The organism is Myxococcales bacterium, from assembly GCA_022563535.1.
GTDB lineage: Bacteria > Myxococcota_A > UBA9160 > UBA9160 > UBA4427 > DUBZ01.
Genome location: JADFNE010000054.1, coordinates 1 through 20201, shown reverse-complemented (window position 1 = coordinate 20201; position 20201 = coordinate 1). Strand labels below are relative to the sequence as shown.

General features: G+C 59.6%; 14 protein-coding genes. 9 read left to right on the top strand and 5 right to left on the bottom strand.

The genetic code is table 11. From position 1 onward, the window contains the following. Window positions 1-195: 195 nt before the first annotated feature. From IH881_15195 to IH881_15155, 9 genes are all read left to right on the top strand, one after another. Window positions 196-900, top strand: a complete 705-nt coding sequence (locus IH881_15195; GenBank protein MCH7869041.1) for a TetR/AcrR family transcriptional regulator — start codon at window positions 196-198, stop codon at window positions 898-900. A gap of 313 nt (window positions 901-1213) precedes the next feature. Next, window positions 1214-5170, top strand: coding sequence for a PAS domain S-box protein (locus tag IH881_15190; GenBank protein MCH7869040.1), 3957 nt, complete (start codon window positions 1214-1216; stop codon window positions 5168-5170). 315 nt (window positions 5171-5485) lie between these two features. Continuing rightward, entirely contained in the window at window positions 5486-6019 is a 534-nt protein-coding gene (locus IH881_15185) for an SUF system Fe-S cluster assembly regulator (protein ID MCH7869039.1), read from the top strand. Then, window positions 6012-7481: a Fe-S cluster assembly protein SufB gene (gene sufB / locus IH881_15180; protein ID MCH7869038.1), complete on the top strand. Its 1470-nt coding sequence runs from the start codon at window positions 6012-6014 to the stop codon at window positions 7479-7481. Before IH881_15185 ends, sufB begins: the two co-directional genes overlap by 8 nt. A gap of 82 nt (window positions 7482-7563) precedes the next feature. Continuing rightward, window positions 7564-8325, top strand: a complete 762-nt coding sequence (gene sufC, locus IH881_15175) for a Fe-S cluster assembly ATPase SufC (GenBank protein MCH7869037.1) — start codon at window positions 7564-7566, stop codon at window positions 8323-8325. Then, window positions 8322-9677 carry a Fe-S cluster assembly protein SufD gene (gene sufD, locus IH881_15170; protein ID MCH7869036.1) on the top strand — a complete coding sequence of 452 codons (1356 nt, stop codon included), beginning with the start codon at window positions 8322-8324 and terminating at the stop codon, window positions 9675-9677. Before sufC ends, sufD begins: the two co-directional genes overlap by 4 nt. Then, the gene (locus tag IH881_15165) at window positions 9674-10927 is read left to right on the top strand and encodes a cysteine desulfurase (GenBank protein MCH7869035.1); all 1254 of its coding nucleotides are present in this window, start codon (window positions 9674-9676) and stop codon (window positions 10925-10927) included. The genes sufD and IH881_15165 overlap by 4 nt, the downstream gene beginning before the upstream one ends. Then, entirely contained in the window at window positions 10927-11382 is a 456-nt protein-coding gene (locus IH881_15160) for an SUF system NifU family Fe-S cluster assembly protein (GenBank protein ID MCH7869034.1), read from the top strand. The genes IH881_15165 and IH881_15160 overlap by 1 nt, the downstream gene beginning before the upstream one ends. 30 nt (window positions 11383-11412) lie before the next feature. Further along, a complete protein-coding gene (locus IH881_15155; protein MCH7869033.1) occupies window positions 11413-11775 on the top strand; it encodes a DUF59 domain-containing protein in 363 nt (120 codons plus the stop codon). A 26-nt stretch (window positions 11776-11801) separates the two neighbouring features. Here IH881_15155 and psd read toward each other — a convergent pair whose 3' ends face one another. The 5 genes from psd to IH881_15130 form a co-directional block, all read right to left on the bottom strand. Further along, complete coding sequence (gene psd / locus IH881_15150; protein MCH7869032.1) at window positions 11802-12695, bottom strand: phosphatidylserine decarboxylase; 894 nt, start codon at window positions 12693-12695, stop codon at window positions 11802-11804. A 104-nt stretch (window positions 12696-12799) separates the two neighbouring features. Beyond that, entirely contained in the window at window positions 12800-15598 is a 2799-nt protein-coding gene (gene topA, locus IH881_15145; protein ID MCH7869031.1) for a type I DNA topoisomerase, read from the bottom strand. A 324-nt stretch (window positions 15599-15922) separates the two neighbouring features. Beyond that, entirely contained in the window at window positions 15923-18307 is a 2385-nt protein-coding gene (locus tag IH881_15140) for a DNA internalization-related competence protein ComEC/Rec2 (protein MCH7869030.1), read from the bottom strand. Window positions 18308-18400: 93 nt separating this feature from the next. Then, window positions 18401-18832, bottom strand: a complete 432-nt coding sequence (locus tag IH881_15135) for a hypothetical protein (GenBank protein ID MCH7869029.1) — start codon at window positions 18830-18832, stop codon at window positions 18401-18403. Window positions 18833-19033: 201 nt separating this feature from the next. Further along, on the bottom strand, window positions 19034-19957 hold the full coding sequence (locus IH881_15130; protein MCH7869028.1) for a TIGR02281 family clan AA aspartic protease: 924 nt from the start codon (window positions 19955-19957) through the stop codon (window positions 19034-19036). Window positions 19958-20201: the final 244 nt, after the last annotated feature.

The window sequence follows — 20201 nt, the reverse complement described above, 5'->3', positions numbered from 1 at the left end:
GATCTACGCGGTCGTAATTTGACTCCGTATCTACTCCGCACTGCGAGCAGTGAGCGCGTTTGATTTCACGCCCTTAGCGCCCCACCTGCGGTCGATTCCCGAGTGACCCCGAGTCACAAGTACATGCCCTGCTTGACGAAACCTCGTTAGTACGTCAGTGTGAACGGCGGGGGAAAACCATAGGAAGCCCAGCAGATGAATCAGAAAAAGTTTTCAAAACGATTGACGCCACAAGGCGCAGAGAGCCGCGAACGCCTGCTCCAGGGAGCCATCGACCTTATTTCCGAACGCGGTTATTCCGCAACCAGCGTCGATGCCATCTGCAGACACGCCGGTACTGCCAAGACCGCGCTGTACTGGCACTTCAAGAGCAAGGAAGGCCTGCTCAACGCAATCATCGATCGGGTGAATGAGGATTGGATCCGCGAAATCACCAACAGCATCGACTCGGTCGGCGAACCCGCCGAGCGGCTCGATGCACTGATCGCCTCCCTGCGCAACATTGTCGAAACGAAGCCACATTTGTTGCGTCTATTGCTCTCGATCCTGCTCGAACGCGGAGATCAATCTTCGGAAACCCGAGAGGCTATCCTGAAGGTCTTCGGTCGCACGGGTCGAGCGCTGATGAAAGGCATCGAGTCGGATATTGGCCACGACCTGCCGCGCGTCGAAATGGTGGCCCACACCATTCTCGGCCTGCTTCAGATGGCGCTAGTCCGTCGTTTGCTCGATCCGGACACCGATCTCGACATAGTGTTCACAGACCTGCGACGCACGATCATCTTGATCGTTTCAGATCGGATGAACAACCCGGGGATCTACTCTGATGCCCCCCATGCGAGTGTGGGTCCCGGAGAAGCGGCCGTGGGCATGTCGATGACGAGCGGGCAAAACGCTTGACACGAGGTCGGCCCGCTGGATGCATTGACTGACAGGCCGCAATTGTGCGGTTCATTCGTGTCAAACAATGAATTCAATGCATGGCGTGGTCCGATGGCCCCGCGATCAAACTATGCCACCGCAAATTATGCGACCACCCGGTCAACAGTCGGCCGAGTTCGGCGGCCGACTGCCCTCGCGCCCATTCAATCCCAAGTTGCGCTTCCAATGCACTTCGCGCGACGTTATCATTGCGAGGCATAACAAGTTTATATTCGACGGTGTTTGCGATCCCCAGTTGCTCGTGCGGATCACCCTCGAGGCAAATTACCTCATGGCCGAAATTTCGACCTTCGTAACGATCTCGCTCGTCCAATGGCTTGAGAGTCGTTCGGTCTCGGGGGCGGATTGGGCCGCAGACATTTGCGACCCCGAAGAGCTTGTCGATTCCGACGGTTATGTCGACTGGGATGTCTTTTCTCAGCTGTGTAACCGACTCGCCCATTACTCCGAAGAAGTGTTCGACTCCATACCTCCGCTGCCCGCCCCTGCCGAGATCGGGCGCGAGATTGCGGAAGAGCTTTTTTCTTCGGGGTCCGCGCACATGAGTGCCGCCGATGTCCCCGTCGAGATCTTGTACATCGAAGAGTCACTCCGCATGGCGAATGAGCTGTTTCCCGAGCTCGATGTTCACGCGGACATCGCGTCGGACGGTCACGTCGTTTTGCTCGAGTTCGGGTTGCCAGAAGACTGCGCTGGCTGCCCCGCCTTTTTCGAACTCATCAAGGGCGCCCTCGAAGTGGCCCCGTTGCTACTCGATCTGGAACCCGTCGAAGTCGCGATGGAAGTCCACCCGGAGTTCGCTCGCTACGCAGTCGAACTGCCCAGGGGCATCGGCCAAATCATTCCCCTCGATCTCGAAAGCGAGACAACATCTCGGTCGAAGACCGAGCCCGAACCCCTTCAGCGGCAAGGACCGCAGTTGGTCGATCCAGAAGTACAACACCAGGCGGAACATTCTTTCGATCACGATGCGTTCATTCAATCTCTCGCGGCCTGCGCCGATATCGACGAAGTCGGTCAACACCTGTTTAGGATGCTGCGCGAACAATTCGACTGTGTGGCGTCACAAATCTGGCTCGACGGCTCTTCCTTCGCTGAAGGCTCTTCCTTAGCTGAAGGCTCTACCGCCGTCAGTAAGGGCTCTCCCCAGCTCTCCTTTGGGGAGTCGGTCAAACCTCCTACCCGGAGCCTGCGGCTCTCGTTGGGCACAGCACCTCTCGGCCGCATCGATCTCTGGGATTCGGAACGGTTCGGCGACGAGCAACTCGAACAACTGGAGAACCTGCTTCCGTGGTACTCGCTCGCGTTCAAGGCCGTGAGCCAGCGCGAAGTTCCGCCCCGAGCGGTGGATGCGGCACCGGGAGATATTCCATCCCGCAAAGATTCCACGGCCGGGAACAAAGTCGCGGAGACTCTCGAGAGTCTCGCGTCTGTGCGCCCAGTCGGTGGCGAAGACTTGCTCGAAAAACTGGTGTGCCATCTCGCCGAATGCGTCGGAGCCCACACGGTTGTGGTATCTCGGCTTCAGACGGCCAGCTCCACGAGTTTGCAGACCGTCGTCGCTTGGAATAATGGTGCGCTTGCGGAGAACTACGACTACGACACCACCGGTTCCCCTTGTGCGAATGTGCTCGAGGGAGAACTCGGCTGCTACCCGAGCGATGTCCGCAAGCAGTTCAAGGCCGACGCGTCGCTGACGGAGTCGCAGACTGAGAGTTATCTGGGCGTCGCTCTTTTAGATCGGGATCTCCGCGTGATCGGAATCCTCAGCGCCTGGAGCCATGAACCGATCGCGCAGCCCGAAGAAGCCGTCTCCTTGATTCGCATCTTGGCTCGAGGCGCCGAGGCCGAGCTCCAGTTCCAACGCGATCTCGAGAGCAAAACAATTGGCAACGCGCGCTACCGCAGTTTGCTCGAGACCTCGCATGATCTGTGCGTAGAAATCTCGCCAACTCGGGGCCTGCTCGAGGTCTCCGATAATGTGCGCGAACTACTGGGCTACTCGCCAGAAGCCTTTGCCGAAACGTCGCATAAAAATATCATCCACTCGGATGACCTGCCGAACGTCGCCGAACTCTACCGCGAGGTTCAGCGCGAGAACACGAACGTTTCGGCAAGCCTTCGCATCCGACACGCCGACGGCACCTGGTGCTGGTTCGAAGCACAAGCCCGGTCATACCCCGGGCAAGACGGCGAAAATCGAGTCATCGTTTCCGCCCGAAACATCAGCGAACGCGCCACCCTCGAGCAAGAGCACGCCCAGATGGTCTCGATTATTCAGAACAGCCTGGACTTGATCGTGCTCACGTCGTTGAACGGCTCCGTGCTATTCCTCAACACTGCAGGCCAGCGACTCCTCGGACTCGTCAGCGATGAAGAGGCTCGCAGCAAGTCGCTCTACGACTTTGTCCACGAAGACACCACGCGTTCCCTGAAATTCGAAATCATGCCGGCCGTACACCGCCACAAAAAATGGACCGGAGAACTCGCCCTCAAACATTTGAAAACTCAGCAACGCGTGATCGCAGTGACGAGCATGTTCGTGGTGGACGATCGCCGCACCCATCAGCCCGTCGCGATCGCGATGATCTGTCGCGATGTCGGTGATCGACTAGAGAACGAGCGCGCCCTGGTCGAAAGCGAACAGCGGTATCGCATGTTGGCCGACAACCCGTACGATCTGATCGCAGAACTCGACGAGCAGGGCCGCTTCATCTACGCGAGCCCAAACTACGAGAAGATCCTGGGGTATCCACCGGAGATGCTGCTCGGGAGCAATGCTGTCGAGCTCGTGCACCCCGAAGACCTGGAAACCGTGACGCGAAGCTTTTTCTCTGCCACCTCGCAACTCGGGACGACCCGCGGTTCATTTCGCGCGCTGCATCGAGACGGTGGGGACCGGTTGTTGGAGACGACCATGCGGTCGTATCGTACCTCTAGCTCGCAAATAATGTCGGTGTTGATCTCGCGGGACATCACCGAGCAGGTCGAATCCAGCGAAACCCTGCGCCAGACCGAACAGAAATTGCAACAGTCCCAGAAGATGGAAGCGATCGGTCGCATGGCCGGCGGAATCGCCCACGACTTCAACAATCTGTTGACCGCAATTACCGGCTATTGCGACCTCTTGCTCGAGGAGTTGGGACCCAAGCATCCGGCTCGCGCCGATGCAGAGGAGATCCTCAAAGCGTCGGAACGCGCCGCCGGGCTCACTCATCAGCTGTTGGCCTTTAGTCGGCGACAGGTCCTGCAGACGCGAATCCTTGACTTGAACAACCTGGTCGCGGACATGGATCGCATGCTCCGGCGATTGATTGGAGAAGATGTCGAACTCGTGACCCTGCTCGATGGCGCCGCCTGGCCCATCAAGGCGGATCCGGGTCAACTCCAGCAGGTATTGCTCAACCTCGTCGTCAATTCTCGCGACGCGATGCCCCAGGGCGGGCGCATTGTCATCGAAACCGCGAACAAAACCCTTGAAGCCCCCGTCCCGGCCGAGATCGACGAGATTCCGGCCGGCGAGTATCTCACCCTGAGCGTCCGCGACAACGGAAGTGGAATGAGCCCGGATATCCGGGCGAAGATCTTCGAGCCCTTCTTCACCACCAAAGAGAGTGGCAAAGGAACCGGGTTGGGCCTCAGCACGGTGATCGGAATCATTCAACAAACGGGTGGGCATATTGAAGTGGAGAGCGAGGTCGGCGGCGGCACGTGCTTTGTAGTCTATCTCTCCAGAGCCTCCGAGGTTCCGATGCTGCCGGAGCGCTACCTCTCCCCCGAGCAGTTTCAAGGCAGCGAGACGATCGTTCTGGTCGAAGACTCGGAACAGGTCCGTAAACTCGTCGTCCGCTGCCTCGAGCGCCACGGTTACGAGGTTCTCGAGGCTCAATCGGGTATTGAAGCCCTGCGTTTCTTCAACCGACACCCGACGCCCATTCACCTGCTGTTGAGCGATGTGATCCTGCCAAAGATGAACGGATTTGAAATCGCGAAGCGCGCACGCGCGATTCGCCCGGAAACCCTGGTGATCTACATGTCGGGATTTACCGACGATGCACTTTCAAAGCACGGGGTGCGAGCCGAAGACATCAACCTGCTCGAAAAGCCCTTCTCGCCGTCGACGCTGCTACGCAAGGTTCGCGAGTTCCTGGATGCCGAAGCTCCGCCGCCAGACCCTGCAGCCGAGTCGCCTGCGCCGCCCGCTCCCGAGGGCGAATCCAAGGTCTAAACTTCCGTTCTAAAGCTCCAAATTCCGCGGGGTTGGATGGGGAATTGCGACCTCGAGTGTTCGACTCGGAACGGAATTCCCTTGTTATACCCGCAACTTATGTTTCACGGGGAACCTTCGAACCGCAGCCGTCGTGGCGTGAAAAGACGCTCTTCCCGGGGCGATTTTCGAAGCCAAAACCCCCGAGGGGCACGATATTTTCTCCGTAGGTGCAACAAGAAGTACCACAGTGTGTTTTCACAATTTACAGGACCAAATTAGTCCGATATGTTTTGGCAAGACCCAGATCGTCCACTCCAGGCAACGCGAGTTTCAATGCTTCGACTGAGCAAAATCACTGATTACGGGATCCTGATTCTCGCCCACATGGCCAGCAGCAAGGCTCGCAGTGGCGATGGAAGCGGCGATGATTTCTTCCACACCGCCCGAGAGCTGGCCGACGATGTAGACCTCCCCCTGCCGGTCGTGAGCAAGATCCTGAAATCCCTGGCGCGCGAAGGACCCCTTGAATCTCACCGCGGCGCGAAGGGGGGATACAACCTGCGCGCCGACCCCAGCAAAATCACCGTCGCAGAGATGATTGCAGTTCTGGAAGGTCCGATCGCGATCACAGAGTGTGCAGTCGCGGTCGGGATCTGTCAGCACGAGGGATCGTGTTCCGTGCGTGAGCCCTGGCAAGTCATCAACCGCGTCGTCAACGACGCGCTCGGCAAAATTACCCTGGCGGACCTCGCCGAGGGCAGCGCGATGAATCCGCGACCACTGCATCGAATACTCGAATCTTCTCACAGCGCCTCGAATCCAACATCAACTCCAAACAAGATCACAGGGAATCTCCGAGATGTCTAAAGACAACGCCGAACTTCGCGATATTGCCGAGCGCGAGTATCAGTACGGTTTCACCACCGATATCGAGGTAGATCAACTGCCTCCGGGCCTCAACGAAAACGTCGTGCGGACGATCTCCGCAAAGAAGAATGAGCCCCAATGGCTGCTCGATTTTCGCCTCAAAGCCCTCGTGCGCTTCTTTGAAATGCTCGAGAATTTCGAGGAACCCACCTGGGCCATGGTCGACTACCCGACGATCAACTATCAGGACATCGTCTATTACTCGGCCCCCAAGACCCTGCCCGAGCTGGCAAGCCTCGACGAAGTCGACCCCGAGTTGCGCAGAACCTACGAAAAGCTCGGAATCTCGCTGCAAGAACAGGAACGCCTGGCAGGTGTGGTGCCGAAGGTTGCGGTCGATGCCGTGTTCGACAGTGTATCGGTTGCCACCACCTACAAGGCCGAGCTCGAAAAGCAGGGCATTATCTTCGGCTCGTTCTCAGACGCCGTCGACAACCATCCCGATTTGGTGCGGCGCTATCTCGGATCGGTCGTGCCCTATTCCGACAACTTCTTCGCCTGCCTCAATTCGGCCGTATTTACCGACGGATCCTTTGCCTACATCCCCAAAGGCGTTCGCTGCCCAATGGAACTTTCGACCTATTTCCGAATCAATGCCGCCAATACCGGTCAGTTCGAACGCACCCTGATCATCGCGGACGACGACGCCTACGTCAGTTATCTCGAGGGATGCACGGCTCCCCAGCGAGACGAAAACCAGCTCCACGCCGCAGTGGTCGAGTTGGTGGCTCTCGAGAACTCCGAAATCAAGTACTCGACGGTGCAAAACTGGTATCCGGGAAATAAAGACGGGGTCGGTGGCATCTACAATTTCGTCACCAAGCGCGGGGCCTGTCGCGGCCGACGTTCAAAGATTTCCTGGACCCAGGTCGAAACGGGATCGGCGATCACATGGAAGTATCCGAGTTGTCTGCTGATCGGAGACGACTCGGTGGGCGAGTTCTACTCGGTCGCCATGACGAACAATTATCAACAGGCGGATACTGGCACCAAGATGATCCATATCGGGAAGAACACCCGCAGCACCATCATCTCGAAGGGAATCTCCGCAGGTCACGGCTCTCAATCCTATCGCGGTCTCGTGCGAATCGGACCGAAGGCCTCTGGCGCTCGCAACTATTCTCAATGCGACTCGCTGTTGCTGGGAGACCAGTGCGGTGCCCACACCTTCCCCTATCTCGAGGTCAAGAACGACACGGCGACCGTTGAACACGAAGCCACAACTTCAAAAATCAGTGACGAACAGCTCTTCTACTGCCGACAGCGCGGACTCTCCGAGGAGGATGCCATCTCGATGATCGTCCACGGGTTCTGCCGGGAAGTCCTGCAAGAACTCCCGATGGAGTTTGCGGTCGAAGCCCAGGCGCTACTCGGACTGAGTTTGGAGGGAAGTGTCGGCTAGTAGAACCTCGCTTCAGCCTACGTTTCACGCTTCAGCGTCCATTTTCCAACTCCACAGATCCCCTACTCAATGAGATTTAGAAATGCTTGAAATCAAAGATTTACACGTCAACGTGGGAGACACTCCGATTCTCAAGGGAGTCAACCTGCACATTCGCCCGGGCGAAGTGCACGCGCTCATGGGCCCAAACGGTTCGGGCAAGAGCACCCTGTCGAACGTGATCGCGGGCCGACCGGGCTACGAAATCACTCGGGGATCGATCCTCTACGAGGGCAAGAACCTCGAAGAAATGGCGCCGGAGATTCGCGCCCGGGAGGGCATCTTCGTGGCCTTCCAATACCCGGTCGAAATTCCCGGAGTCAAGAACAACTACTTCTTGAAAGCTTCGGTGAACGCCATGCGGGTACACCGCGGCGAGAGCGAACTGGACGCCATGGACTTCCTCTCCATCTGCAAAGAGAAAATGGCGCTGGTCGAGATGCCTCAAGACCTGATGGGGCGCTCGATCAACGAAGGATTCTCGGGCGGCGAAAAAAAGCGTAACGAGATCTTGCAGATGCTGTTGCTTGAACCCAAGCTCTGCATTCTCGACGAGACAGATTCGGGCCTCGACATCGACGCCATGCGGCTGGTGTCCGGGGGCGTCAATTCCCTGCGTTCTCCCGACCGCGCCCTGCTCGTCATCACGCATTACCAGCGCTTGCTGGACTACATCGTGCCCGACTACATCCACGTTCTTTCCGAAGGTCGGATCGTCAAGTCGGGCGGCAAGGAACTGGCTCACGAACTCGAAGACAAGGGCTATGGCTGGATCGAACAAGAGCCAGGCGGTGCAACTCCGTGACCGATCGCAACGCACAGAACGATGCCCAACTGGCACACTACGTCGAGACCTTCGCAGAGCGCGCGGGAAACGACGGCAGTGGCTGGCTCGGGCCCGTGCGGCAAGAGGCCATCGAACGTTTTGCGGAACTCGGTTTTCCGTCCCGACGACTCGAGGAATGGCGCTATACGAACGTCGCGCCGATCGCGAAGCAGGCATTCGTTCCGGCCCTCCGAAGCGACGGTGTAGACGACGGGGACCTTGCAGGATTGGACCTGCCGGATTTTGGCGGAAGTCGCCTGGTATTTATCGATGGGCACTTCGCAGACCGTGCTTCGAAGTTCTTGGACGATCCGGCATTCGAGTTTCAGTCGCTGGCGCAGGCCGCAAAGGCTGAAGCCCCGGCTCAAGGCTCGGCCCTCGCGCTGTACGGAGACCTGGTCGATGCCAAGGACGACGGCTTCTCCGCGCTCAACACCGCGTTTGCGACCGATGGGGCCGTCGTAACCTTGAAGCGCGGGCAAGCGCTGGCCGGCCCACTGCAGATCGTCTTTGTATCGAGCGCGGTTTCGGAGAACCAGCCGCGAGCTTCCTTTCCCCGGGTGCTGATCGTGGCCGAACCCGGCAGCGCCGGCGTAATCGTACAGGACCATATCTCGCTCGGATCCGGCCCGGCGCTCAGCTGTGCGGTTTGCGAAGTCACTGTCGAAGACAATGCATCGCTCGAAATGATTTTGATGCAGCGCGAATCCGGCGCAACGTTTCACATCGCACGCCAACGCATTCGGCAGCAGCGCAGCAGTCGTTTTTCTCTTCATACCTTGAATCTCGGTGGCGCCATCCTGCGAAACGAACTCGAGATCGTGCTGGCCGACGAAGGCGCAGCGTGCATACTCAACGGCTTGTATCTCGGAAGTGATCAGCAACTGGTCGACAACCACACCCTGGTCGACCACGCCATGCCCCACTGCGAGAGCAGCGAGTTGTACAAGGGAATCCTGGCCGATCGAGCGCGGGGAGTATTTCGCGGAAGGGTCATCGTACGTCCGGGCGCCCAGGGCACCGCTGCCGAGCAGCAGAATCGCAACCTGTTGCTGAACCGCGGCGCAGAAGTAAACACCAAGCCTCAGCTCGAGATCTATGCGGACGACGTCAAGTGCAACCACGGATCCAGCATCGGTCAACTCGACGAAGAAGCACTCTTCTTTCTCCGCTCACGCGGCCTGGACGAACGCGTCGCCCGAGTGCTCTTGACCAAAGGATTTGCCGCACAAATCACCGAGTCGATCCGCACGGAGAGCATTCGCGACTGGGCGGCAGCCGTGGTGAGTTCCCGTCTCGAGGCGCTGTTCAGTACTGGAGAGTCGCAATGACGGCGACCTCTACCTCAGCCCAAGCGCAGACCCCTTTCGACGTGGAAGCAATCCGGCGGGATTTCCCGATCTTCGAACAATCCATGCGGGGCAAGCCACTGGTTTTTCTCGACAGCGCGGCGAGCGCCCAAAAGCCGCGGGTCGTAGTCGAGCGCATGGCGAACTTCTACCTCAACGAGTACGCGAGCATTCATCGCGGTGTGTACCAACTCTCCGAGGTTGCGACCTTCGAATTTGAAAAAGCGCGGGGCAAACTGGCTCGTTTCATCAATGCGGCAAATCCGCGCGAGGTCGTCATCACCCGCAACGCCACCGAATCGATCAATTTGGTCGCGCAGACCTGGGGGCGCAAGAACATTGGCCGAGACGATGAAATCCTCATCACCGGCATGGAGCACCACGCGAACATCGTCCCCTGGCAGATGCTCTGCCAGGCAACCGGCGCAAAGCTGGTCGTGGTACCGCTGGCAGACGACGGCAGTCTCGAGGCTGGTGCCTACGAAAATCTATTGAGCGAACGGACCAAGCTCGTGGCCATCGGTCACGTCTCGAACGCCTTGGGCACGATCAACCCGGTCAAGGAGATGGTCGCATCGGCGCATGCCGTCGGCGCGCCCGTGGTGATCGACGGCGCCCAGGCAGCACCCCACATGGCAATCGACGTTCAGGATCTCGACTGCGATTTCTACGCGATCTCGGGCCACAAGATTTTTGGGCCGAGTGGCGTCGGCATTCTGTATGGCAAGCTTGCTCTCCTGAACGCCATGCCTCCCTATCAGGGCGGCGGCTCGATGATCCGCACTGTCACGTTTGAAAAGACAACCTACGCCGAAGCCCCCGCACGCTTCGAAGCCGGCACGCCGGACATCGCGGGAGTGATCGGCCTCGGCACGGCAGTCGACTATCTCAGCAAGATCGGCATGCCCGCCATCGAAGCCTGGGAGCAGGAGTTGTTGGTCTACGCAACCGAACGCCTGTCGGAAATCCCACAGCTTCGCTTGATCGGAACCGCCCCAAAGAAAGCCGCGGTGCTTTCCTTCGTGATCGAGGGCGCCCATCCGCACGACGTCGGCAGTATTCTCGACCAGCAGGGAGTTGCGATTCGGGCCGGCCACCATTGCGCCCAACCCGTGATGGAGCGCTATGGCATTCCGGCTACCGCCCGCGCTTCGCTGGCCTTTTACAACACCAAGCGCGACATCGACGCCCTCGACAGCGCGATCCACAAAGTATTGGAGCTCTTCGGCTAATGGACGACCTGCGCGACCTTTACCAGAGTGTCATCCTCGACCACAACAAGGCTCCCCGAAACTTTGGCACCCTCGAGGACGCCAACCGCTGTGCAGATGGGTACAACCCCCTGTGCGGCGACAAATTGACCCTGCAGATGATCCTCGACGACGACGAGCGGGTCATCGACATCCGTTTCAGTGGCATGGGATGCGCAATCTCGACCGCGTCGGCGTCGCTGATGACCGAATACGCTCGCGGCAAGACCAAGACCGAGATCCTCGAAACGATGGGGCGTTTTCACGATTTGCTCACCGGCAATCCGAACGAGCGAGGCGAAACGGAAAATCTCGGCAAGCTCGCGGTCTTTGGCGGTGTGCGAGAGTTTCCCGCGCGGGTCAAATGCGCGACCCTTTCCTGGCACACCATGCAGGCAGCATTAGATGAAGGCGATGAAACCGCCACCACCGAATAGGCCCTTTGAGGCAAAACGAAGGATGAGACTATGAGCGAAAATTCGGACTCCACCCAAAATGCCAACAGCGAAGAAACCGAGCGGGTGCGCGAACGAATCGTCGACGCGCTCAAGACCGTGTACGACCCGGAGATCCCGGTCGACATCTACGAGATGGGTTTGATCTACCGAGTTGAGATCAAGGGAGCGGACGCTCAAGAAAAGTTTCCGGTCGACCTCACCATGACTCTGACGTCACCGATGTGCCCTGTGGCCGAAACGCTTCCACCCGAAGTCGAAGAAAAAGTGCGCAACGTCGAGGGTGTGGGCGACGTCCACCTGGATTTGGTTTGGGACCCGCCGTGGACCCCCGACATGATGTCCGAAACGGCCAAACTCGCGCTGAACATGTAAAGCGCGAGCGGTCTGGTCTCGCGCTCTCAGGCGGCGATTGGCCTGAGGAATCCGATGCGCGATCCCATTCGGACCCGGGTGCCAGCCTCGCGAAAATCGATTCGCCCTGCCTCGGCGGACACCAGCATGACCAACGTCGATCCAAATTCGAAGTGTCCCCATTCCGCGCCAATCGCGAGTCGCGGCAATGGCGTTCCGTACGCTTCGCCGTAGTCTCGGGTAACCGCCTTTGCCCCCGCGCAATTGGTGGTCAACGAATCAAAGGTGAGGCGAATCTTGCCAACCATCGTGGCCCCGACCGCCACGACGCAGAGCCCTTCCTGCTCAGGTTGTCCGGAAATATTCATGAATGCACAGATGCGTTCGTTCTGGGCGAACAGAGAATCAATCCCCGCGAGACCTGCGGGACTGACCGGCCACAACGATCCCGGGAGATAGCGGACTCTCGAAACGTTGACATCGCAGGGTGAGTGAAAGCGATGATAGTCCGCGGGCGAAAGATAGAGGGTCGCGAAGGAGCCGCCTTCGTAGCCTTTGGCGTCCACGACGTTCCCGAGCAAATCCGCCAGCGAGTATTGCCGCCCTTTGATCTGCAGCAACTGGCCTTCCGTAACGTATCCCGATTCTCCCCAGGTCCCGTCGCAGGGGGACACGATCGCGTCGGGCGCCGGATCAATCGGTCGCGTACCCGGTGCCAGTGCGCGCACGAAAAAATCTTGGAAGCTCGCGAACGATCGAATCGGATCGCGAACTTCGATGAGTTGGATGCCAAACCAGCGCGACGCCAGCAGGATCTGCCAGCGCTGAAGGGGCTGGGGCAGACGAATCCCGATCAGATGCCCAGCCAGGCGAGATATGGCGTTCCTGGGCAGGAGGCGCAGCGCCGATATCAAGAGCGCGCCACGAGCGGTTTGTTTCATAAGCGATCCTCGAGCGCACAATAGCCCAGGCGAAACCAGACACGAAGAATCGAATGAGAACTGGATGGAAATCGTCGTCCCGGGCGACTGCCCGTAGCGGCTTGCTAGCCCGCCTGACCGCCGGCCTTGCTCGAAGCCTGCTTCTTGGCGGATGAGCGCTTCTTGGCCCCGGCCGCCTTCTTCTTTGAGGCCTTCTTCTTGCGAGGGGCCTTCTTCTCGACAGCGGCCTTCTTTTTCGCCTTCTTGGCCTTGGCGGGCAATTCTTCGACCCACTTCCCGTCGCGGTAGTACGCGCGCCAGCCGGTCGCCTTCTTGTCGATCTCGGTCATCACGTACTGTTCTTTGGTCTTGCGCAAAAATCGAACCTTCGCCGGGTTGCCGTCCGGATCGCGCGGGGGAGCATCAGCGAGGTACTTGTACTTGTCGTCCAGTTGCTCTTTGATCGGGGCAATCTCTTCGACCAGGGGCGCGCGGGTTTCGCGATGCTTCGGGAACTGACTCGCCGCCAGGAAAACTCCCGCCGCTCCGTCGCGCAACAAATAGAAATCGTCGCATTTTTCGCAGAGCAAGTGCGGCATGGGAACCGGATCTACCTTGGGAGGCGCGGGCTCTCCACTGCGCAGCAGCTTGCGGGTATTCTTGCAATCGTCCGAAGTACATCCGAAGTACTTGCCGAAGCGGCCGGACTTCAGTTGCATTTCTTCGCCGCATTTATCGCACTCGAGCAGCGGGCCGTCGTAGCCCTTGATGAAGAACTTCCCGTCTTCGACCTCGAAACCGTCGCAATCCGGGTTGTCGCCACAGACATGGAGCTTGCGGTCTTCGTCGATCAAGTAGTTGTTCATCGACGTCTTGCACTTGGGGCAGCGGCGAAGGGTGAGCAAGCGTCGGGCCTCGGCCTCGCTCTCTTCGTCCTCGACCTCGGCCTCGTCGGCACTCATGACGTCGTCGCCCCGCACCAGATTGATGGTGGACTTGCAGCGCTCTTTGGGCGGTAGTCCATAGCCAGAGCATCCGAGGAAGACACCGGTGCTGGCGGTACGAATCTGCATGTGGCGCCCGCATTGCGGGCAATTCACCGAGATGTCGGTCGGATCGTTTTGCCTCATACCGCCTTTATCGCCCTGGGCGATCTCGACGCTCTTCTTGAAGCTCTTGTAGAACTTGTCGAGGACGTCTTTCCAATCCGCTCGCCCCATCGCGACGTCGTCGAGCGTTTCTTCCAGTTCGGCGGTAAAACCAAAGTCCATCAGGGTGCCGAAGCTCTCGACGAGTCGCTCGGTAACGATGTCGCCCATCTTTTCGGCATAGAAGCGGCGCCCCTCGATCCGCGCGTAGCCCCGATCCTGAATCGTCGAGATGATCGACGCATAGGTCGAGGGACGACCGATCCCGCGCTTCTCCAATTCACGCACCAGGCTGGCTTCGGTAAAACGCGGTGGCGGCTTGGTGAAGTGTTGAGCGGGGTCGAGATCCTTGAGATCGAGGGTCTCCCCCACGTTAATGTCGGGCAGGGCCACGTCTTCTTTCTTCTTCGATGTCGGTGGCTGCACCTTCGTGTAACCGTGGAAGACGAGAATGCGACCTCGCGTGCGCAGCTCGAAGTCTCCGGACTCTACGACGAGGCTCGTGCTGAGGTATTCGGCCGGAGGCATCTGGCACGCCACATACTGGCGCCAGATCAGATCGTAGAGACGTTCCTGATCCCGTTCGAGACCCGTGACCTCCGACGGATGCAAATTGACATCCGATGGACGGATCGCTTCGTGGGCTTCCTGGGCGCCTTCCTTGCTCGAATAGCTAAGGGCTTGCTCCGGCAGATACCGATCACCGAACTTCAGCTGGATGTACTCGCGGCAGTGCTCCACCGCTTCGGCACTCAGGTTGGTCGAGTCGGTCCGCATGTAGGTAATGTGACCGGCTTCGTACAGACGCTGGGCCAGCATCATCGTCTTCTTGACACTGAAGCTCAGTCGAGTGCTCGCAGCCTGCTGCAGGGTCGATGTGATGAAGGGCGCCGTAGGCTTGCTCTTGGTCGGCTTGTCCTCGCGGCTTTTGACTTCAAACGTACCCGCTCGCAGTCCTGCCAGCGCAGCGTCGTTGTCCTCTCCGTTGGTCGGCCTGAAGTTTTCGCCGTTCTGCTTGGTCACCTGGAGTCGGATCTCGTGCGTAGGCTTGCTCTGGGTCTCGAGGTCCGCGTAGATCTCCCAGTATTCATCGGGAATAAAGGCGCGAATCTCTCGTTCGCGCTCAACGAGCAGGCGAACGGCGACCGACTGCACGCGACCGGCGGAGATTCCGCGAGCCACCTTGGACCACAGCAGAGGAGAAACCATGTACCCGACGACTCGATCGAGAAAGCGACGAGCCTGTTGAGCGTTGACCCGATTGATGTTCAACTTGCCAGGGCTCTGGAACGCTTCGTGAATTGAACTCTCGGTAATTTCGTTGAAGACCACGCGCTTGAATTTCGAGGCGGGACCGCCGATGACTTCGCGCAAATGCCACGCGATCGCCTCGCCCTCGCGATCGAGGTCGGTAGCCAGGTAGACGATGTCGGCGTTCTTGGCGAGCTTGATCAGCTCAGCCACCACCTTCTCCTTGCCCGGCAGCACTTCGTAGTTGGCTGCCCAGCCCTTCTCGGGATTGATCCCCATTCGGGCAATCAGCGCCTCGCGGGCCTTCTTCTTTTTATGAGCTGCGCGTTTCTTGGGAGGCAGTTTGCGCGTCACCGCCGCGGCTTTCGCACGAGCCACGGGATCGACCCGATTCTTGCCGGATCCGCTGACCGGAAGATCGCGCACATGACCGACGCTGGACTTCACGATGAAGTCCTTGCCTAGGTACTTGTTGATCGTCCTGGCCTTGGCCGGCGATTCGACAATGACGAGTGACTTTCCCATCTGATCTTTGATTAGCGGCATGTTTGATCCAGACCCTGAATTCAGGAATGAACCCACGAGAGCAAAACCTACAAGGTCGCCCCTTCTTTGTGCTCGCTTCTCCCCCCAGCTTAATTTTCTGAATTCAGCGCAACTGACTCAAGTTCCCGACTCAAATCCGATTCGAGGACCGGGCTCTTCGCCACCCAAGTAAATAGAAGAATCCCAGCTACCCCGGAAAGCCGGAAGAATTACAGTGCTTTCGTGGTTCCCGCCAGAAACAGAATTTTGCTATCCCCAATCCCCGCGGGCAACGGCAGGATGGCGATTTACACGTAGCTCAGCTCAGTGTTTCCAGCACGACACATTTTGATGCCATCCTGTAACCGTTCGGCTTCGTGACTGTGTCTTAAACCCTACAATCAGCGCGCCGCTTCTTCCCGTCCACCAAACTTCGGACACGAAACTTGCCAGCCGATCCATGGTAATCGCGTTGGGGAGCCCACCGCGCCCGTGACATGGAGCCGATACCAAGGCGACCTCGGGTTGAACTGCGGTGAGAAAATCGAGCGACGAAGATCCACGACTTCCGTGGTGCCCAACTTTCAACACTGTCGAGCGCAGCTCAATTCCGAGTTCGATCAGCCGGTGCTCGGCCAACACCCCGAGATCTCCGGGCAACAAAATGCTCTCGGTCGATCCGCTGCCAGCGAGTACTTCGACCCGAACGACGAGGGAATTGTCATTGCGCCCCTTGAGACCGGCGTCCGCCGCCGGCCAGAGTGGGATCACCCTCAGGTCGCCGATGACCAACGGTGGATCGCCAGCACCTCGTTCTCGAACCCGAACGCCGCGCCGCCTGGCGATATCGAGCAGGCCCCGGAAGTCTTCATCATCGACGGTCCCGCGCGGCAGCCAAAGCACACGAGTCGGAACGCGATCGAGCACGGCCTCGAGACCTCCGCGGTGATCGATGTCTGCATGGCTTGCAATCACGAGGTCGAGTTCAGTGACCCCCAGAGCCGCGAGACCCGGGACCACGACCCGGCGGCCCATGTCGAAGGAATCGCCCAACGCCCTGCCCGCGTCGATCAGTAGCGATCCCGAGCGTCCCTGAATCAGCGTTGCGTCCCCCTGCCCTACGTCGAATGAAACCATCCGGGGAGGCAGTGGCGAAATACTTTGGGCCGGTGCCAGGGCGAGCAGCGCACTTTCGACGAGGGACAACAACACCCGTGCGACGGTAGACCGAGCTCGGAGTGCGAGCACGGCGATCGCACCGGCGCAGAGCAACACCCCAAAGGCGGGCGTACTTCCGACCGGCGAAGCCGGCAGCCAGGAAGCCGCCAGCGTGACACAATCGAGCGTAAACCCTCCCAACTGCGACACTCCGATCGTGACGAAGCGAGTGAGGGCCGTCTCCGGAAAACCGGCTGCGCACGCGGCCAACAGCGAGGCGGGCAACATCACCAGCCCCACCCAAGGGACGGCGATCAGATTGGCCGCAACGCCCCACACCCCGACGCTGCCTCCATGCCATGCGACCCACGGCGCGGTCGCCGCGATCGCCGTGGCCGAAGTGCGAATCAGGGATGGGATCGCTCTTGTGTCTGAACTCGCCGGTCGCCGTGCGAGCAGGAGTCCCGCGCTGGCGACGAACGAGAGCTGCGCGCCCATCTCGAACAACGCGTGGGGTTCGACGATCAACAGTGGAAGTGCAGCGAGACAAAGAAGCTGTCCGCCCCGCACCGTTCTGCGACTCGCAACCGACAGACAGACGACTCCGAGGAAGAGCAGCGCGCGCCGAACCGGAATTCCCCAACCCGAAATTCCGGCGTAAACCAGCGCGGCGGCAAAGGCGCCGATCAGGGCGATTCTGCGCGGATCGCGGTGCGCGGACAGTCGCGAAGACAGGAGGCAGGCCCGGCGAACGATCGCGAAACCAAGCCCGGCGACCAACGCCACGTGAAGTCCGGACACCGCGAGCAGATGGCCGATCCCGATGCGCGCGAACGCGTCGCGGGCAGGTTGTGGGAGCGTGCTTCGATCTCCGAGAACCAGTGCTCGGACCAGTCCACCTCCTGGCCCGGCCTGTGAGAGGCGCTCCCCGAGCAAGCGGCGCCACTGTGCAAGGGCGGTTCGAAAGTCTCCGACCGCCTGAGTCCACATCCGTTTGGGCGCGGACACCCGAACCAACATCGCCGCATCGCGGAGTGTCGCCAGCGCTCCAATCCCGCGTCGCGCATAGGCGTCCGTGCGATTGCGCGCTCCTGGATTGGCACTCAGTCGGATCGGGATGAGGCGCAAGCGCGCCCGAATGCGCTGTCCGTCGTGGAGTCGCATGAGCGCGGCACTCCGCTCGGGATCCAGACTCTCGAAGACTCGCAACCGGCGAGGCACAGCTTTCGCGCCGGACGCCACCGCTGTGCAATCACACAAATCAAACGCCACTCGCGGACCCTGCCCGAGGACCGCGCAAACCGTGCCTTCGACCAGCGCTTCTTGGGGCTGCTCGAGGGGGACGATCTCGGCCCGTTCACGCGCCGACGCCAGCGCCAGCGCGCCACATGAACCGATCACCAGAAGCGCTGCTGAGGCGCGCAGGTTGGGGATACGACGCGAAAGCAATCCGGCGAACAGACCGGCCAGCGCGAGCGCGCGGGCGAGGGCCACATCGATCATGCCTTGATCTGCGAGGATTACACCGGCGGCATAGCCGAAAGTCGCCATGGGAAGCAACGCGAACATACGCTCGACCCGGGACCGGGCTGAGGGGGCTTGCGCAATGGATTGTCCGAGCGGGCGTTTCGGAGCCTGGGCTGATTAGTGAACGGTATCGCTTTCGCGCGTGACCAACTTGGGTGCTGCACGATTTCGCATGCGTCGCACGTAGGTGGCCATGACATCGAGGTTCTCGTTCAGCTTGGTGAGCTCGCCCGCAAAGGCCTGCATCATCCGCTCAATTTCGCGCACCCGGACGACGCTGGATTGGGAATCATCTTCGATATTGCAGCGCACGCCGCAGGCCAGTGACGCCCCATCGATCATCGCCTCGTACTGCTCTGAAGACAATTCGACGCGGCTGTTTTGTTCGCACAGTTGCGCGGCGATCTTGCCCGACAGATCTTCGTCTATGCCGCGCAGCAGAAGATCGCCGCGTACGCGGTCAAAGAACGCGACGCCATCTTCGACGATTACCCGCCGCAGAGCCCGCCCCGCGAGCAGCATCTGTTCCTCGCTCCGTTTGCTTCGCATCCCGCTGCCTCCTGCATGCGTCCAAAGCACGCATTCCCCCGAACAAAAAGCAAGATCAGTGCCACCGGCAGCTCACGCGCGGAAATTCGCGTAAACTATTGTAATATCGATGTTTTTCTTATTTCAGAAGGCTGCTGCTCCCAGCTTCGCGAAGCGGTCCCGGGTGGGAGTGGGTAATCGCGTTCCCTCATTGGTCTAAATTCAGTCACGCCAGGGGAAGGGAACCCGAGCCTGATCCGCTTCGGTGTCGAGCAGGCGCAGGCGCTCTTCCGACTTTTCAAGATACGCTTCGAGCCGGCTACGTTCCCGCGAGCGGCCGGCGGACATGTCACCAAGATGCGACTCCGCCAATTCGATCTGGCGATGAAGCGAGCGAAACTCCGCACTCCACTGTCCCTTGCTTCGCCCGCCCCGCAGTGTGCCGTTTTCTGCCAGGCCGTTAGGGGTCAGCGTCACGATGCCGTTTGCCGCATCGATGTTGTAAGTGAAGTGGTTAAAGAAGGAGAGTCCGAGCAAGCCCTCGCTCATGCTACTGATTACGAGGCCCGCCACGTTCTTGACCTCTGCCGAACCCAACTTGACCGATTCGAGCATTAAAACCGGCGCGTGTATGAGTCCGTTCGCAGTCTGCCGCGGCGAAGTGCGGACCCCCGGCCCCTCTATCGCGAGCCCGAGTTCCTTCGCCGCCCATGCGGGAAGCACCACATCCGTTGCACCGGTATCGATGATGAAAGGCACGTCGAGTCGATCGTTGATTCTCACAGAGACGCGCATGCTCGAGCCGGCCCGCTCAACCCGTATTCGGTGAGTCTTTTGGGTCCCCCCGGCTCCCCGCGATGCATGCCCCGTATCGAGGCGCGCCGGCAACTTCGGCGGCGTATAGTGCTGAACCGGCGAACGACCCTTGGGCGCCTCCGCCGCCGCCTTGGACAAGGTGCGGTAGCGCAGCGGGACCTGTCCCAGATCCTGCGTAAAGTGCATCCTCCCGCTCTCGTCGATCCAGCGATAGATCTCGGCAGAGGCCGAAACACAGAAAAACAGAATTCCGACCAGCAGGAACCAGCCGGCAATTCTCGCCAGAGAACCCGCTTTCAATCTCGACACAAATTTCGAAACAACAGCCATCACCCCGCCTCCCACGCTCTTCTAATTATCGGCGAGAAATGCCAAAGGCTTGATGGGAAGCTCCTCGGAGGGTCCTGGGGGTCATCTCCGCGGGACAGCATTTTCCAATTTTTGATTTACGGGGCTTTGGGGGTGAGGCTCGGGGGTATCCTTCTGCCCGGCTTGGTTGCCCGCTGGGCGGTTTGGGAAAAGGGCCGGTTTAGTAGTGCGGACGGGCTGGACGTCGGAGAGAGGGTTGGGGTGG

Excerpts from the sequence above, each read along its gene's own strand:
- IH881_15195 (MCH7869041.1), top strand. The coding sequence starts at position 196 with ATGAATCAGAAAAAGTTTTCAAAACGATTGACGCCACAAGGCGCAGAG.
- IH881_15190 (MCH7869040.1), top strand. The coding sequence starts at position 1,214 with ATGGCCGAAATTTCGACCTTCGTAACGATCTCGCTCGTCCAATGGCTT.
- IH881_15185 (MCH7869039.1), top strand. The coding sequence starts at position 5,486 with ATGCTTCGACTGAGCAAAATCACTGATTACGGGATCCTGATTCTCGCC.
- sufB (MCH7869038.1), top strand. The coding sequence starts at position 6,012 with ATGTCTAAAGACAACGCCGAACTTCGCGATATTGCCGAGCGCGAGTAT.
- sufC (MCH7869037.1), top strand. The coding sequence starts at position 7,564 with ATGCTTGAAATCAAAGATTTACACGTCAACGTGGGAGACACTCCGATT.
- IH881_15165 (MCH7869035.1), top strand. The coding sequence starts at position 9,674 with ATGACGGCGACCTCTACCTCAGCCCAAGCGCAGACCCCTTTCGACGTG.
- IH881_15160 (MCH7869034.1), top strand. The coding sequence starts at position 10,927 with ATGGACGACCTGCGCGACCTTTACCAGAGTGTCATCCTCGACCACAAC.
- IH881_15155 (MCH7869033.1), top strand. The coding sequence starts at position 11,413 with ATGAGCGAAAATTCGGACTCCACCCAAAATGCCAACAGCGAAGAAACC.
- psd (MCH7869032.1), bottom strand. The coding sequence starts at position 12,695 with ATGAAACAAACCGCTCGTGGCGCGCTCTTGATATCGGCGCTGCGCCTC.
- topA (MCH7869031.1), bottom strand. The coding sequence starts at position 15,598 with ATGGGAAAGTCACTCGTCATTGTCGAATCGCCGGCCAAGGCCAGGACG.
- IH881_15140 (MCH7869030.1), bottom strand. The coding sequence starts at position 18,307 with ATGGCGACTTTCGGCTATGCCGCCGGTGTAATCCTCGCAGATCAAGGC.
- IH881_15135 (MCH7869029.1), bottom strand. The coding sequence starts at position 18,832 with ATGCGAAGCAAACGGAGCGAGGAACAGATGCTGCTCGCGGGGCGGGCT.
- IH881_15130 (MCH7869028.1), bottom strand. The coding sequence starts at position 19,957 with ATGGCTGTTGTTTCGAAATTTGTGTCGAGATTGAAAGCGGGTTCTCTG.